15 protein-coding genes are annotated in these 16315 nt (G+C 43.2%); 5 read left to right on the top strand and 10 right to left on the bottom strand.

The annotated features are described in order from the left end of the window. Positions 1-148 precede the first annotated feature (148 nt). Positions 149-520 (top strand): hypothetical protein, encoded by a 372-nt coding sequence (locus ACR63N_RS06635; RefSeq protein WP_367103247.1) that lies wholly within the window; start codon positions 149-151, stop codon positions 518-520. A gap of 174 nt (positions 521-694) precedes the next feature. Here ACR63N_RS06635 and ACR63N_RS06630 read toward each other — a convergent pair whose 3' ends face one another. The 6 genes from ACR63N_RS06630 to pheA all read right to left on the bottom strand — a co-directional run bounded on the left by ACR63N_RS06630 (position 695) and on the right by pheA (position 7834). Then, on the bottom strand, positions 695-1237 hold the full coding sequence (locus ACR63N_RS06630; protein WP_472782625.1) for a 2-amino-4-hydroxy-6-hydroxymethyldihydropteridine diphosphokinase: 543 nt from the start codon (positions 1235-1237) through the stop codon (positions 695-697). A 215-nt stretch (positions 1238-1452) separates the two neighbouring features. Next, the gene (gene folB, locus ACR63N_RS06625; protein WP_367103249.1) at positions 1453-1818 is read right to left on the bottom strand and encodes a dihydroneopterin aldolase; all 366 of its coding nucleotides are present in this window, start codon (positions 1816-1818) and stop codon (positions 1453-1455) included. Positions 1819-1880: 62 nt separating this feature from the next. Further along, positions 1881-2831, bottom strand: a complete 951-nt coding sequence (rarD, locus tag ACR63N_RS06620) for an EamA family transporter RarD (protein ID WP_367103250.1) — start codon at positions 2829-2831, stop codon at positions 1881-1883. Positions 2832-2974: 143 nt separating this feature from the next. Then, positions 2975-5386, bottom strand: a complete 2412-nt coding sequence (locus tag ACR63N_RS06615; protein ID WP_472782624.1) for a bifunctional prephenate dehydrogenase/3-phosphoshikimate 1-carboxyvinyltransferase — start codon at positions 5384-5386, stop codon at positions 2975-2977. Positions 5387-5416: 30 nt separating this feature from the next. Continuing rightward, the gene (gene hisC, locus ACR63N_RS06610) at positions 5417-6550 is read right to left on the bottom strand and encodes a histidinol-phosphate transaminase (protein ID WP_472782623.1); all 1134 of its coding nucleotides are present in this window, start codon (positions 6548-6550) and stop codon (positions 5417-5419) included. A gap of 102 nt (positions 6551-6652) precedes the next feature. After that, on the bottom strand, positions 6653-7834 hold the full coding sequence (gene pheA / locus ACR63N_RS06605) for a prephenate dehydratase (protein WP_367103251.1): 1182 nt from the start codon (positions 7832-7834) through the stop codon (positions 6653-6655). A 266-nt stretch (positions 7835-8100) separates the two neighbouring features. On the opposite strand from pheA, the gene ACR63N_RS06600 reads away from it, so the two are divergent. Further along, complete coding sequence (locus tag ACR63N_RS06600) at positions 8101-9042, top strand: transaldolase (protein ID WP_367103252.1); 942 nt, start codon at positions 8101-8103, stop codon at positions 9040-9042. A 101-nt stretch (positions 9043-9143) separates the two neighbouring features. Here the strand turns inward: ACR63N_RS06600 and copM are convergent, their stop codons facing one another. Together copM and ACR63N_RS06590 are read right to left on the bottom strand one after the other, a co-directional pair. Beyond that, positions 9144-9905, bottom strand: a complete 762-nt coding sequence (gene copM, locus ACR63N_RS06595) for a CopM family metallochaperone (RefSeq protein ID WP_367103253.1) — start codon at positions 9903-9905, stop codon at positions 9144-9146. A gap of 93 nt (positions 9906-9998) precedes the next feature. Next, the gene (locus ACR63N_RS06590; protein WP_367106198.1) at positions 9999-10511 is read right to left on the bottom strand and encodes an adenine phosphoribosyltransferase; all 513 of its coding nucleotides are present in this window, start codon (positions 10509-10511) and stop codon (positions 9999-10001) included. A gap of 365 nt (positions 10512-10876) precedes the next feature. On the opposite strand from ACR63N_RS06590, the gene ACR63N_RS06585 reads away from it, so the two are divergent. After that, positions 10877-11041, top strand: coding sequence for a rubredoxin (locus tag ACR63N_RS06585; protein ID WP_367103254.1), 165 nt, complete (start codon positions 10877-10879; stop codon positions 11039-11041). Positions 11042-11069: 28 nt separating this feature from the next. Continuing rightward, positions 11070-12164, top strand: coding sequence for an alpha/beta fold hydrolase (locus ACR63N_RS06580; protein WP_367103255.1), 1095 nt, complete (start codon positions 11070-11072; stop codon positions 12162-12164). Positions 12165-12241: 77 nt separating this feature from the next. Here the strand turns inward: ACR63N_RS06580 and ACR63N_RS06575 are convergent, their stop codons facing one another. Next, the gene (locus ACR63N_RS06575) at positions 12242-13297 is read right to left on the bottom strand and encodes a WG repeat-containing protein (protein WP_472782622.1); all 1056 of its coding nucleotides are present in this window, start codon (positions 13295-13297) and stop codon (positions 12242-12244) included. A 278-nt stretch (positions 13298-13575) separates the two neighbouring features. Here ACR63N_RS06575 and ACR63N_RS06570 point away from each other — a divergent pair, with 278 nt between their 5' ends. Next, positions 13576-14508 carry a DMT family transporter gene (locus tag ACR63N_RS06570; protein ID WP_472782621.1) on the top strand — a complete coding sequence of 311 codons (933 nt, stop codon included), beginning with the start codon at positions 13576-13578 and terminating at the stop codon, positions 14506-14508. Between the two features lie 86 nt (positions 14509-14594). Here the strand turns inward: ACR63N_RS06570 and ACR63N_RS06565 are convergent, their stop codons facing one another. Next, on the bottom strand, positions 14595-15992 hold the full coding sequence (locus ACR63N_RS06565; protein WP_472782620.1) for a solute carrier family 23 protein: 1398 nt from the start codon (positions 15990-15992) through the stop codon (positions 14595-14597). Positions 15993-16315 lie beyond the last annotated feature (323 nt).

The following is a 16315-nucleotide window of genomic DNA, read 5'->3' as shown; positions in this document are numbered from 1 at the left end:
TCTTTGCTTAACATTCGCTTCTTCTGAGATATACTATTAGGTATTGTAAGCTTCAACTGGCCTATAAGCTGGTTTAACTAAGTTTGTTTCAAATTTGGATGGCATCAAAAATATTCGAAATCTGAAGAAGCAAAAGGAATAAGCGTTAATGTTAAATAATAATGATAAAAATTTAATGTCTAGTATAGACTTTAATAATCTTCGTAAATTAGTCAATGATTTTATTAGGTTAAAAGAAATTAAGGACTTAGACTCTCTTGATGCAGATTACAGTTTTGACTGGCAAGAAGACGCTAATGAAATGATTGACGATATTAACAACTATGTAAGACAAGCATTAACAGCCTTAGAAAATGAAGATTTTAGTCAAGCGCTATATAACTCTGTTTCTTTACGCATTCAAGTCCAAGCTTTAAGTAACACATTAGCAGGTATAACTAACGATTTAATTTTATTACACCGCGATGACGAAAATCATACTTGGCCAATAATACCGGAAGATTACCTACTCCCTAAATAAGTTCAATAAGGAGACTTGTAGCACGTAGTGTGCGCTCACGCTGCCAATGCTCCAGATTAGATGATAAAGTGTAGCAAGCTTCGATGATTTTATCATCTAGTCGAGATACAAGGGTGCGCCCAGCGCACCGATAAGAAACTTATATCATGGTATTGGTGCGCTAGGCGCACCTTACTACCTATCATTGTTGGTTTTTCTAGTTAAAGCCAACTCCTCTATCCCTACAACCTCATGCGCCTTAAACGGATAACGGTCAGCCATAATTATCCACTCTCGTGTATCTTTGTGCTTGCAATTGCTTTCCAAATTTTTGCTTAGGCTATTTTTAGCTATACTTGGTTTGATAAGCAGGATATCGATATCCATGGTAACTATTTTTATCGATTTTTTTGTTAGCTTTGATGAACGCTGTCTATTGCAATCATTTTCAAACTGTTTAAGAATTTGTTGCAGCTGCTTTAGAGTCATGCTTTGAGCTAGCGATAGGTAAACACATTGATTGGTGTAGTCAGGTTTTGGCTGCTCAAAGGTGGCGGTAAAGTCAGGGTTTTGAAAAGGGGTAGAAAGCTGTATTTGCCCTAGTGCTGCTAGCTTTTTGCGCACTTGCGGCAAATAGTAATCGGCTTGGTAATTACTGCCCAAAGCTAATAATACCGCCGCTATCGCTTGCTGCTGTAACGATTCAGGTGAGCATTTCTTTAGGGCTTTAAGGTTCAAATTAACCAGCCTTATCTAGTTAAGAAATTTTGAGATAAGTATAGTACTGCTGGTATTAATTTTCCTTGCGTGCTGTGCCGTTGCTGCCAGAGGCTGCGCAAAATTAATACCAGCAGTACGTAACGTAGAGTCTGTCAATATTACCTAGAATTAACTATAAATAATTAGAATGGTTATTGATAAGTGACAAGCTCTTAATCTTTGCTTTCATTATTCTAAGCATAACGCGTAATCTGCACCCCTACGCTATCTGCAGGCTTGATAGCAGTAGGTTTGGCCAGACTTAAGGTAACTTTTTGGCAGGGATATTTGGATAGTAATTTATCAGCGATTTGCTCGGCTAGATGCTCAAGCAGCTTAGCCTTTATGGTTTTGCACCAGTTATCAACATCATCGCAGACATCTTTATAGCTTAAGGCATCTTTTACATTGTCTGATGTGGCCGCTTTGCTAATATCCGTTTCAAGCACAATATCGATAAGTATAGGTTGAGTAATCGCGCGCTCCCAGTCATAAACGCCAATCACAGCTTCAACTTTTAATCCTTTTACAAATACCACGTCAGCTTTGGTATCAAACATGCTTTACTCCTTTTTTATTGTGCTTTGTAAGCCAAACGCTTTAAATTCACATAGACTCTAACTTATAACTGATTTTGCTGAGGTGTCGGCGCTTTTAAGTTTTTACTAGGACGGTGACGCCATAAATCAATACTGAACAGCAATAGCGCAAACCAAATCAAGCCAAATACAGCGAGGCGCTCTATATCAAAAGGTTCATTGTAATAAAACACCGCTAAGAAGAAGATAAAGGTCGGCGTCAGATAAGTCATAAAACTTAAAATACTATAGGCCACCAGCTTAGTAGATTTATTAAACAATAGTAATGGAATTAAAGTTACCGGACCTGCCAGCATGAGTAGCCAGATATTAGAAGTGAACCAAAAACTAATCTGGCTACTGACCACGTCGGCCTGCCAGAACCACCAAACACATATCGGTACCAGCATTGTGGTTTCAACAAACATAGCATCAATAGCAGTTAGCGGTGTTTGGCGCTGAATGGTACCATAAGTGCTAAAGCTAAAAGCTAATATTAGTGATATCCATGGCAGACTACGCAGCATCACTACTTGAATGATCACGGATAATAAAGCAAAACCAATAGCTACCCATTGCAGAGTGCGCAAGCGCTCTTTAAACAAAATCATCGATAGCGCCACGCCGACTAAAGGTCCAATAAAGTAGCCTAAACTAGCCTCCAAAATACGGTCGCTATTGACTGCCCATACATAAGTGAGCCAATTGGTCGCGATAATGAGACCGGATAAAAAGGAGTATGCTATCCATTTAGGATTTTGCTTAAGCGTCTCTATCCACTGCCAACGCTTGGTAACTATCAGCACTATGAGCAGACATATAAAGGTCCAAATGATACGATGACCAATGATTTCAACCGGATCATATGCCGCCAACTGCTTAAAGTATAACGGAAATGCACCCCATATCAAAAAAGCTATAAGCGCCGTTAAGATACCACGCCTAGTAGTTTTGACAGTAGATATGGGTTGTTTAGTAGTATTTTTAGTAGTCATAAGACAAGACAACTCATTAACGCTTATAGCATAAAATAGAAAAGCAACGGGTTCATATCAAAGGATGAAACCCATTGCTAAAAAGTGCGTTAATCTCGATCTTTAGTTTAATAATATTTAAGATGAAATTTAACTTGATTTGTTTATGAAACCTGACTAACTTCAATCGCCATACCGACCTGATTGGCAAGCTCAGCAAAGCCAGGGAAGCTGGTATTGACCGTTTCAACGCCTTCGATAGTGATTTGCTCGGAGGCACGTAAACTGGCAACCGCAAAGCTCATAGCAATACGGTGGTCGTGATGCGATTTAATGTGACCACCGCCAAAGACAGGCTGGTCGTTATTAGTTTTAGCTTCAGTATTAATATTAGTCTCAGCATTATCTTTGTCGGCACAGCCTTGACCCTCAATGCCCTTTCCTTCAATGATCAGACCATCGTCAGTAACGGTGCACTCAATGCCAAGGGTTTGTAGCCCATCTGCCATCACCGCGATACGATCAGATTCTTTGACCCGTAGTTCTTTGGCACCGGTCAATACCGTACGACCTTTTGCACAGCTGGCGGCGATAAACAACACTGGAAACTCATCGATGGCGAGTGGTACCAAGTGCTCTGGTATTTCAATACCTCGTAGGTTTGAGGAGCGAATCTTAATATCAGCCACCGGTTCGCCGCCAACATGAGTTTCATTGCTTAGGCTAATATCAGCATTCATTAGTTTTAAAATATCGATAATACCGGTACGCGTCGGATTAATACCGACTTGGGTTAGAGTCAGCTCACTATCTTGGCTGATAACAGCCGCTACCATAAAAAACGCTGCTGAGGAGATATCGGCAGGCACGGCGATATCTCCACCCGTAAGCTTGCCACCCCCTTCGACGCTGATATGACTGCCCTCTACCTTAACCTCATAACCAAAGGCGGACAGCATACGCTCGGTATGGTCACGGCTAATCTCAGGCTGGATAACCGTGGTGGTGCCCTCAGCCCATAATCCTGCTAGTAATAAGCAAGATTTCACCTGCGCAGAAGCCACCGGCATATCGTAATCAATACCTTGTAATGGCTGACCCACCTTATCACGACCAGTAATACTAAGCGGCGCAGTACCACTGTGACCGGTGCTTTGAATCTTGGCGCCCATCTCTCGTAGCGGCGCGGCAATACGCTCCATAGGACGTTTATTTAAACTGGTATCTCCGGTCAAGACACTATCGAATTTTTGCGCGGCCAAAATACCTGATAGCAGGCGCATACTGGTACCCGAATTACCCATATAAAGTGGCGTTTTACTTGGTTTTAGGCCATGCATACCGACACCATGAATAATCACTTCGCCCTTATCAGGCCCTTCAATGGTTACGCCCATATCTCGAAATGCTTGCAAAGTAGCCAAGGCATCCTCTCCTTCCAAGAACCCTGTGACGTGAGTAACGCCCTCAGCAATACTACCAAGCATAATACTGCGATGCGAAATAGACTTGTCACCCGGAATAGCTATAGTGCCAGTGACTGCATTATGGTTGTTGGTTTTAGGTGAGATAATATAAGAAGCTGACATAGCAGAGGTATCCGTATAAGGAGTGGAAGCTAACATATGACCAAAATGTCGCCGAGCGGCTTGCGCGCGGCCCAAAAGTCCCATGAGGGCGGTTGAATCGTTATCAATAATAAGCTGACGCATCTCTTGTAAGTAGGCGCTGTACTCATCAAGGGCGCTGACAATCGCGTTTTGATTAGCAAAAAATATATCATGCCACATCTTAGGGTCACTCGCTGCGATACGGGTAAAGTCCCGAAATCCGCCAGCAGCATAGCAAAATATTTCTAAATTATCATCGTGGCTGGCTAATTGCTCAACGAGGTTGAAGGCTAGCAGATGCGGCAAATGGCTGGTATGCGCCAGTATGGCATCGTGATGCTCAGCGGTCATGGTTATAACTGACGCCCCCACTGCTTCCCAAAGCTGACGCAACCTAGCAATGGCGACAAGCTCAGTGCTGGGCAGCTCGCAGATAATGACGCTATGATTGACAAACAAATCAGCACGGCGAGCATGATAACCTGAATGCTCAGCACCAGCAATTGGATGTGCAGGGACAAAGCCCACAGGAAGAGCGTCAGAAAAATCATGGGGTGAAGTTGAAAACACGGTTTTAGCGGCCTCAATGATATTCACCTTGGTGCTACAGACATCAGTAATGACGCAATCAGCTGTAATTTTCCCTGCGTCCATCGCCTTTTTTATATCGCCAAACACCGCTTGTACCGCTTGTACAGGGACAGCAATAACGATTAAATCACTACCCGATACCACTTCATTTAAAACCGCGCTACCTGCATCAAGAAGCCCTTGCTCGATAGCTTCATGGATACTGGGCTGATGATTATCGACTGCGACTAAGCGCGCGCTTAGATTATCGTCTTTGATGGCTTGCGCAAGACTAGCACCAATCAGTCCTAGACCAATGATACATACTTGGTTAAATAAAGGCGTCTGCTTGTTGGCGGTTAAATGCTTAGAATTATTATTTTTAGGCAGGCTCACAGCTTTTCTCGTTGAATAAATTAGATAAAATCAGTCATCATTTAAAATAGAATGCAAAGTATCAATCAAGCGCAGATTGTCTTCAGCCACGCCTACCGTGACTCGTAGCCAATCACTCAGCCCATATCCTGCCAGTGGACGCACGATAACACCTTGCTCGAGTAGCGCCTGATTAATGGCCACCGCATCTTCTATCTCGACCATAATAAAGTTGGCATGTGACTTGATAAAAGCCAATCCTAGAGCATCAAACTGTTTCTCAAGCCAGCGCATTTGCTCTAAATTTGACACACGCGTTTTTTCGATAAAGTCTTGGTCAGTCAGTGCCGCCTCAGCCGCAGCTAGAGCGATTCTACTGACATTAAAGGGCTGACGAATACGGTTTAATAAGTCTGCCACTGCAGGCGAGCTTAGCGCGTAGCCGACCCGCAAACCCGCCAAGCCATAAGCTTTGGAGAAGGTGCGTACTATAACCACATTATCAAACTCATCTAATAAGGCGCGGTTATTACTCTCAGGGCTATATTCGATATAAGCCTCATCGAGTACAACTAATACCGATGCTGGCATGCTGGCGACAAACTCGCGTAGCGCTTTATGCTCAAGCATGGTGCCAGTTGGGTTATTTGGATTGGCAATAAATACCATCTTGGTCTTAGGATTATCCTCGACCGCTTGTCGCATAGCAGCTAAGTCATGACCAAAACGCTGCGTAGGTACTTCAATATCGGTTGCACCCTGCATTTTGGCTAGCATTGAATACACAATAAAAGCATATTGGCTATAGACAATAACATCATCGCTGCCTACAAAACTACGCGCCAAAATATCAAGTAAATCATCAGAGCCATTACCTAAAGTAATACATTTTGCGCTGATATTATTAAAGTCAGCCAAGGCTTGCTTGAGATAATAACCATTACCATCAGGATAACGCGCTAGTTGTCCTAGCTGCTCAGTAATTGCCAAAGTCACATGAGGTGAGCAACCTAACGGATTCTCATTACTAGCCAATTTGACCACATCTGATACGCCATACTCGCGCTTTAGTTCTTCGACAGGCTTACCCGTTTGATACGGTGCCAGCTCTAAAATACTGTCGTAAGCAGGAGTTAGAGGGGATAGCATTTGCTCTATAACTTGCGATGAATGAGTCGAGGGCATGATTTATCCTTAATGCAGCTGATTCAAAAGCGTCAGCCTACAATATTTTCATTTAAGAGCTGTATAGCATGCAGCCCCTAGTTAAAAGTTTTAATCCATTAGCTACAACACCGCTTTGGGATAAGAACCAAGTACGCGTAAATCTTTGACCAGTGGACGGATATCTTCAATAGCTGCGCTGACGTTCGAGTCTTGGATGTGACCAGCCATATCGATAAAGAATACATAGGCCCACTTGTTCGGACGCTCAGGACGGGTTTCAATACTGGTCATTGATACGCCATGATACGACAGCGGTTTTAGTATCTCAATCAGCGCCCCTGCTTTGTCATGAGCAGATACCACAATAGAGGTTTTATCTTGCCCTGAGGGAGCTACAGCTTCATGACCGATAATTAAAAAGCGCGTAGTATTGTTTGGATTGTCTTCGATGTTGGTATAAAGCTTATGCAAATCATATTCAGCTGCCGCCACATCGCCTGCAATAGCGGCTGAATGCCATTCATTTTTGAGGCGACGAGCAGCCTCGCCATTACTCGATACGGCTACGCGCTCTACATTAGGAAAATTCACGTCGAGCCAATGACGGCACTGGGCAAGCGACTGCTGATGCGAGTAGATACGACTTATATCATCAACTTTAGTATGCTCAGCGACTAAGAAGTTTTGATGAATGGGCAGCTCAACCTCACCAATAATCTTTAAGCTAGAGGATAAAAATCCATCTAGCGTATGATTGACCACGCCCTCAGAAGAGTTCTCTACTGGCACCACCCCATACATTGCCGTACCCGCTTCAACTTCACGAAACACGTCAGTAATAGTACTAAGCGGCATAGTATCAGCGGCTTTACCAAAATGCTTAAGAGCAGCGGCATGAGTAAAGGTGCCTACAGGGCCTAAGAACGCAATCCGCTGCGGCGCTTCTAGATCCAAGCACACTGACATGATTTCACGAAACAAACGCGCCATTTTTTCGTCGCTGATAGGCCCGGTATTACGAGCCATCACCGCTTTTAGTACTTGCGCTTCGCGCTCAGGACGATAAAAAACAGGGTCGCGTTTAGAGGGCTCATTGCTTTTAGCGACATGGTCTTTTTTAACCGTTGCCACTTGCTGCGCCAACTTGGCACGGTTATTAATCAACGTCTGAATCTCAGAATCTACTTCGTCAATATTTTGGCGCAGACGGCTTAAGAATTCTTGGTCGGTTGAGGACTGACTTACGCCTGCATCGACTGGCTTGCTGCTATTAGAATTTTGCTCTGATGACTGCTCACTCATACCGTCTGTCCTTTTTGACTGTTATTAATGTGTTGATGGTAAAGTATAAAGTTGATAGACCATCTAGTAAACGCCCTACTATAGCAAAAACTACTTGCAGTGCCCATGCAAATAGGGATAAATGTTTGCAATGATTTGATATTAGCCTATTTATATTAACGTATAAATCCCATCACCATATAAATATTACGCCAAACTGTGCTACAGTTTAAGGTTATATACTAGTTTACCATTGGCTTTACTATTTATCGATTGAAGGACAAAAGATGAGCGCATTACAACAACTTCGTACCATGACTACTATTGTCGCAGATACTGGCGATTTGGCCGCTATTGATCGGCTAAGACCTATCGATGCGACTACCAACCCAAGTCTGATTACCAAAGCGCTTATTCATCCAGACAATCAGTCAATGCTCGCTGAGACTATGAGCCGCTACCAAGGCAATGTCGATGCGGTTATTGACGCGCTAACTATCAAAATTGGTTGTAATATCTTAGAGTTAATCGAAGGCCGAGTGTCTACCGAAGTCGATGCGCGTTTGTCTTATGATACTCAGGCGACGATCGATAAGGCGCTGGAATTCATAGATGCTTATCAAAAGGCAGGCGTTGATTCAGAGCGGGTTCTTATCAAAATGGCAGCGACTTGGCAAGGGATAGAGGCTGCGCGTTATTTAGAAACGCAAAATATTCACTGCAATTTAACCTTGTTATTTGGTCAGCATCAAGCCATTGCCTGCGCTGATGCAGGCGTGACCCTTATCTCGCCTTTCGTTGGACGAATTTTAGACTGGCAAAAACGCCAACAAAACCGCCAAAACGTCCCAGTCGCTGACGATATGGGCGTGCAATCAGTCAAACTTATTTATCAATACTACAAACAGCACGGCTATGATACGCAGGTCATGGGAGCAAGCTTTCGCTCGGTGGAACAAATACTGGCGCTAGCTGGCTGTGATTTATTAACTATCTCTCCTGATTTGATTGATGAGTTGGCGGCGATGGATGTAGAATTTACGCGCCAGCTCTCGCCAGAAATGGCAATGGATTTAGATGATATGCAAAAGGTGAGTTTAACCGAAGAAGAGTTTAGCGCCGCCTATCAAGAGGATAAGGTTACACAGAATTTACTACCCAAAGGCATTGATGGCTTTATTGGCGCGCGTGATGAGTTGGCAAAAGCGCTTGCGGCTATGCGCGGTTAAGCGACATAAAAAAGCGTCCTGGCTATAAATCAGGACGCTTCTTCTTAAACATCGTTTCTAAAACCAGTATTTTAAAAAGCTAAACTTTCAAAAAGCCAAAACTAAGCGCTAGGTAACGTGCCGCCATGTGCAGTAATCCAATTACGCATCTGCTCAATCTCCGCTTGCTGGGCATCGATAACCTGTTGTGCCAACTCACGCATCTCTGCATCTTTGCCATATTTGAGCTGCGCCTCTGCCATATCTACCGCGCCCACATGATGCGGGAGCATACCACGAGCAAAGGCCATATCTGGATCAGGATCAGCGATACCTAGCATCATCTCCCCATGCATAGCGTCCATACCGCCAGAATAAGCTTGCTGCATAGCTTTAGTATCAGCGCTAGGCTCCGCAGCATCAGGATTATTATCAAGCCAGCCTTGCATCTGCTCAATCTCGCTTTGCTGAGCATCGATAATCTCTTGCGCCAATTGACGCATCTCTGCATCGGTGCCATATTTTAGTTGAATCTTAGCCATATCAACCGCGCCTACATGATGACCGAGCATTCCGTGCGCAAAGGCGACATCAGGATCGTTATAATTCATACCCACCATCATCTCGTCATGCATTGTGGTCATAGAATCATTGTACTCTTTATACACGTCGCTCATCGCTACCCCGTTCTCGGTCATCGTGCTACCTGTCATATCATGACCAGCATGTGGATCATCTATTACGGTAATATCAGTATCGATTGGCGTGCTCTCTTCTGTGGTAGCTTCAATAGTATCGTTAGTAGGTTGACAAGCACTAAGTATGAGAGCAGCACTTATAGCGGCTCCTAGCATAGTAAGACGCGGAAGATGAATAGTAGTCATGTTATATCCTTAATTGTCATATAAAAAAATACTGGCAAACCTGTTAAGATTTGCCAGTGCAAATATGCTTTTTTAATAAATTAAATTGAAAAACTAAGCTTTCAATACGCTATAAACGGGTACTGGAAAATCATTATGCAAATCAATCAAGTCAAGCAATACCAGTGCGCCTACTACCGTATGCTCAGCGGACTTACAAAGCTCATAAGCCGTGGTTAATGTGCCGCCAGTTGCTAGGATATCATCAACTAATAAAACGCGTTCAGGGGGCAAATTATTTTGCATCTCAAGGGTATCTTTACCGTACTCTAGCGCATAAGCTTTATTGGCAACTGGCGGCGGTAGTTTTCCTGGCTTACGCAGCAAGATCATACCTTTACCTAAGCGTCCTGACAGCAGACTTGCAAACACAAAACCACGCGCTTCCACCGCACCCAAGCAGTCAACACTATCCATTAAGCCCTCAGGCAACGCCTCTAGCAGGGCATCAATAACCTCATTAATGTGACTGCGTAGTAATGGTGTAATATCATAAAAATCGATGCCGGGCTTTGGGAAGTTGGGAACAGTACGAATCACTTGCCAAAAAGGATGCTCAGTATTCATACTAGTAGACCGTTCTGATGTGGTGCTCACCGGTTGAGTAGTAGCGCTGATGCTCATGATAACCCTTAATTTAAACGACTTTAATAGTAAAAAGATAGTAATAAATATAGTAGTTGCAACAGAAAGTTTGCAGCAGATATGATAGCACAGCTGACTTTATAATAATGTTTTGGCAAGCGATAAGACACCATTTGGACAACATAAATCATCGTTATTAACTTGATAAGCGCACATTTATCTCAATATACAAGTGTAAACTTAACTACGTAAACAACGCTTATGTGTTAGACTACCTGCGTTTTTATAGCTCCGATATGAGCTATAAGGACGCGTTGTAAAATTGATATTGATCGATAGGACTATCTATGAAACGCTATGAATGTATTGTCTGTGGCTGGATTTATGATGAAGAGCTTGGCTGCCCTGAAGAAGGTATCGCTCCTGGTACCGCATGGGAAGATATCCCTGATGATTGGATGTGCCCTGAGTGCGGTGCTGGTAAGCTGGATTTTGAGATGATGGAGATTTAGACAAAAGAAACTCTAATTAGGATATCTCATGACAAATTCGAATAACAATGATCACTCACAGCGTTTAAGTCGAACAGATCCAGTAGCTATCGAAGCATTAAATAAAGCCGATCGCGCAGCATCGTTAGAACTAGCTGACACTCAAACTCCTAACTATCCTACAGCTGACTGGGAAAAATTCGGTGAGCACGATTGGCGAGCGTCAGATCTAAGCGACCACCTTTATCAAGCCATGCTCGATATTGGCGACGGTATCAAGTTGTGTATTGAGGCAGGCGGTAACCCTAACCATCCCCCGCTTTTGATGGTGATGGGACTGGGCTCACAGATGATATTTTGGCCAGACGACTTTATTAAGCGCTTAATTGATGCTGGATTTTTTGTGATTCGCTTTGATAATCGTGATATTGGCTTATCCTCCAAAGTACAAATAGAAGGCTTACCGCGCGTGAGTCAACTTAAAATGATGCTGCGCCTGCAAACAGGCTTATCCAATAAAAGCCAACAAGTAGCTTACAATTTAACGGATATGGCGGAAGATACCGCACGGCTGATAAAAGCTTTGCATCTTGGTAGTACCCATCTACTTGGCGCTTCAATGGGCGGGATGATTGCGCAAATAGTTGCCGCGCGTTATCCAAGCTTGGTGCAGCGTATGGTACTGATGTTTACGACGACCAATCGCGCCTTTTTAAAGCCGCCCAAGCCTAAGCAGTTATATACTCTAATCAATCGTCCAGAGAGTCATTCTGAGCGTGATATTGTACGCCACAGTGTCTGGTTTATGAAAACCGTTGGCACGCCAGGTCACGTTAATGTGCGTACCGTACGCGAGATTGCCAAACTACGCTACCAGCGTAATTTTCATCCTTTAGGTACCGTGCAGCAGCTCAATGCTATTTTAGCGTCAGGGTCTATCAGCCGCTTTAGTAAACAAGTTAAAGCGCCTACTATTGTCATTCATGGCAGCGCCGATGGTTTATTGCCAGCTTCACAAGGACGCGTAGTTGCCAAAACCATCCCCAATGCCAAATTTCATTTAATTGAAGGTATGGCACATGATATTCCGGCCTACTATCAGCCTTATCTAGTCGATTTGATTCGCAGCCATCTTTTAAATTAGCTAAAAATATTCAGTCAAAAAAAGATAAAGCTTATAAGTCATCTATAGGCTTTATCTTCTTTTTATATCCAGCTACTCTAGTCACAGCTTACGTTCGTACCTTCTTTATCAATACATAATTTACTACCGTCTTGAAGACTACCAACCCAAGCTTTGCCTTCTTTAAATACAAATGCGGTTGCATTGTTATCACTATTATCCTTAGACAAACCGTTATCGTCAAAACGAAATGGAATTGTCAGCTCGCCGCCTAGATTTACAAAACCCCATTTGTCCTCTAGACGTACAGCAGCTAAACCTTCAGAAAACGGTTTTACTTCATCAAATGAATAAGTAATCATAGTGACGTTGTTATCGTCAACAAAACCCCAACGGCCATCTTGTTGATCTGGCTGCAAAGTGGTAAATGGCATTTTGGCTGGCAAGTTTGCTGGTTTTGCTGTATTAGCAGAGGTATTATTTGCAGCGCTTAGGGCGTCATTGTCGCTATTATCATTGGGGTCACGAGCTGTTTTACCATCTCGATCGAGCCAGCCAATAGACTGATTTCTGCTTACGCGTGCCACGCCGCCTCGATAATCATCTATGTCTTTGATCACTGATGAGAACGGCACGATCGTTTGGTTAGATGTCGTAATAACACCGTAGTCGCCATTCATCTGCACGATGATACGTCCCTCAGACGCTGGACGCGCCCAGCCTTGATTGCCTTTGAGCATACCATAAATAGCTGGCACCACTTCGCGGCCCTCCATATTGACATAACCAACACGGCCATTACGCAATACTGGCAGTAGGCCCTCTGACATTTTATTAGCGTCAACTTTTTGATAACGTGACAGATCAATCACTCTTTTACCCTTGCTATCAATCAAAGCTACGGGGGCATCGCCAAAATCTTTTGTCGCCAAAAAATAACCGCGAGCAGAGGTACAAGCCACGTTTTTATAGTAGCTTTTAGGAATTTTACAGCTAGCAGCTTGAGCATTAGGCATCACAAGCATAGGGCTTAGTAATGCTGCACACATTAGATAAAGGCGCGGCTTTTTTAATAGTAATTGAGCCGACCATGATAGCGAGTATCGTCGTTTTGAGAATTGTTCTGCCGTTAATGATAAAGATCGTTGAGACATAGTCGAACCTAAGCTAAAAATATAAACACTTACAGATATAAAACCCATAAGCACAACGTTAAACATTTGTCATATATTACATTTTATGGATTCAGTAAGCAAACTTAATAGTATTGGGCTTTTAAATTAAAACGTTTACACTGATATGTTATCGATGTTACGTTGTCAATTTATTTGTGGCGCACATGAGCTTTGGTTCGATAATAAGTTTTATAACTGCCATAAACGCAACCTAGATTTTATTTTTTCACTGTACAATCGCGACATAAGGACAACTTATGGCTGAGACTTCTTCACGTTCGGCATCCATCGGTATGACTATCGGCTGTATTATTTTTGGTTTAGGCAGCTTGATCGTCGCTCATGTCGATATCGGTGGTTGGGCGATGTCGTTTTGGCGACTGGCGGTCTCAGGCATTATATTTGCACTACTAGCCAAACTAACCGGACAAAGATTTCCACGCTCAAAGCGTGCTATCGTTTTTGGCTTATTATCAGGTGTGTTCTTAGGTTTGGACTTGGCACTATGGCATGAGAGCATTTATGCAGTTGGGCCTGGTATCTCGACGCTACTCAATAGCTTACAAATTTTCTTTTTAGCAGCTATCGGGTTTTTATACTTTAATGAACGTCAATCTATTTTGCAACTGCTCAGCTTATGCTTAGCAATGCTGGGTGTGGCGATGATCGGTAGCCCTGAATTTGCTCATAACTCTGAGGCTACTTGGGGCTTTGTGGCTGGCATCGTATCCGGCGCTATGCTAGCAGCGTCTATGACTTTTATCCGCAAAACTCATGATACTGAGCCCACGCCGATATTTGTGCTGATGCAGCTGGTTAGTATCGGCGGTGTACTGGCGATGATAGTACCAATGTTCCTCTTTGATAGCGGTCATATTATGCCTACTACTTTATCGGAGCTTGGTTGGATTTTGGTTTACGGCGCTATCATGCAGTGTCTAGCTTGGGGACTGATCGCCTACTCTATCCCGAAGCTATCACTGGCACTCACAGGGCTGCTCCTACTAACCGAACCTATTGCCGCTTTACTCATCGATTATAGCTGGCTTGATAAACCTATTAATACTTTGCAGTGGAGCGGTGCGCTACTTACGATGTTTGCTATTTATTTGGGATCACTTAAACCTAAGCCGCGTGCGCTCAGACGTTATCGGTTCTTTGCACGGTTTTATAAACGTAAATATAAGTAAGACGGTTCTACCTCTCCATAAGGAATAATAAATGGAGACGACAGTTAGACAAAATACGAGACTATCGACTCTATTAATTTATTGTATTAGTGTTTTTGACTATTAAACAACGCATTAAGCACAATAGCCGTTAAGGTTGCGGTACCGATACCACCCAAATCAAAACCACCTAGATGCAGACTGAAATTACCGGTACCCATAATGACCGTAACAGCAGCGATGATTAAGTTGCTGTTTTTGGTAAAATCAACATGACTGTCGATCCAGATTTTTGCACCTGCAATAGCAATCAGGCCGAACACCACGATGGAGGCGCCGCCTAGTAATGCTGGAGGAATGGTTTGAATGATAGCGCCAAATTTGGGTGACAATCCAAGCATAATAGCAACCAGACCTGCTATCACAAAAATAGTAGTGCTATAGACTTTAGTGACTGCCATTACCCCGATGTTTTCAGCGTAAGTGGTAACCCCAGTACCGCCAAACCCTGCTGAAAAAGTCGTTGCTAGACCATCAGCGAAAAATGCTCGACCCATATAAGGGGTCACCCGAGCTTTGGTCATACCCTCGACAGCCTTGAAATGGCCAAGATTTTCGGCAACCAGAATAAAAGCTATGGGTGCAATTAATACAATCGCACTCAGCTCAAAGCGCGGCGTATGCAGACTAGGTAAACCAAACCACGAGGCGACAGACACACTACTAAAATCAATGGGCGTGCCAAAACCCAAAACGTTAGTTGTAATATAATAGATGATATAAGACAGTACCAAACCAGCCAGTAGTAACAAGCGTCTAAGCATACCGCGAGTAAATACGGCGACGCTACTGATCAACAGAACCGTCAAGGTCGCCATCCAAGCATCAAACTGATTGGCAGATATGCCTTGGATAGTGACTGGCGCTAAATTAAGGCCAATGATCATCACAATAGCGCCCGTTACAACAGGAGGCATTAAACGCTCAATCCAGCCAGTACCCGTCTTCATAACCAGCAAACCTACTAGCGCATAAATGATACCACAGGCCATAATGCCGCCCAAGGCAATATCTAGATTACTGTTAAAACCAACGCCAGTATAAGCTGTAACTGCAATGACAGGGCCGATAAAAGCAAAACTTGAACCTAAATAACTGGGCATCCTTCCGCCAGTTATGACGAAAAACATGACCGTACAAATACCTGACATCAAGATAGCCAGATTGGGATCAAAACCCATCAGTAATGGGGCAAGCACCGTGGCGCCAAACATAGCAAAGGTATGCTGCACTCCGAGCAATAAGCTTTTAGTTGGCGGTAAATATTCATTAATACCAACAGGATCTCGATCAAGATTGCCTTGGTATGATCGCCACGTCGGGAACCAGCGTCCATTCTCAAAATCTGGATTATCGGTAAGACTCATCGTTGCTGCATTATTATCAAAAGATTTAGCTTGTAGAGTGTCTGAGCATTGAGAATTATGCTCTTTAGGTGTGGTCATGCGCGCTTTTCCTATATGACTTTACGAAATAACGTAGCTTGCGCTAAAAGTATTGAGTAATGATTGGTGATACTTGATTTAGGTTGCTCGCATTTCAATATATAATAGAAGGAACAATAGTAAATGTAGGCGCTATTAAATTACAGGATGTTACATAACTAACAGTGCCGTGCATCATAACGGAATTTAGCGATAAAAAAAAGTGATTCTTGAGGTATTATTCGTTACTGTTAGAACCTCATGCCCTTCATTACTGTCTGTCTAGTCCTCATCTTCTATGTCTTTTATTTTGTAGTCCTACTATAAAATTTTCTAATTTTTTT

The sequence above is a fragment of the Psychrobacter sp. M4 genome, assembly GCF_055699795.1.
This window is presented reverse-complemented; position numbering and strand designations above follow the sequence as displayed.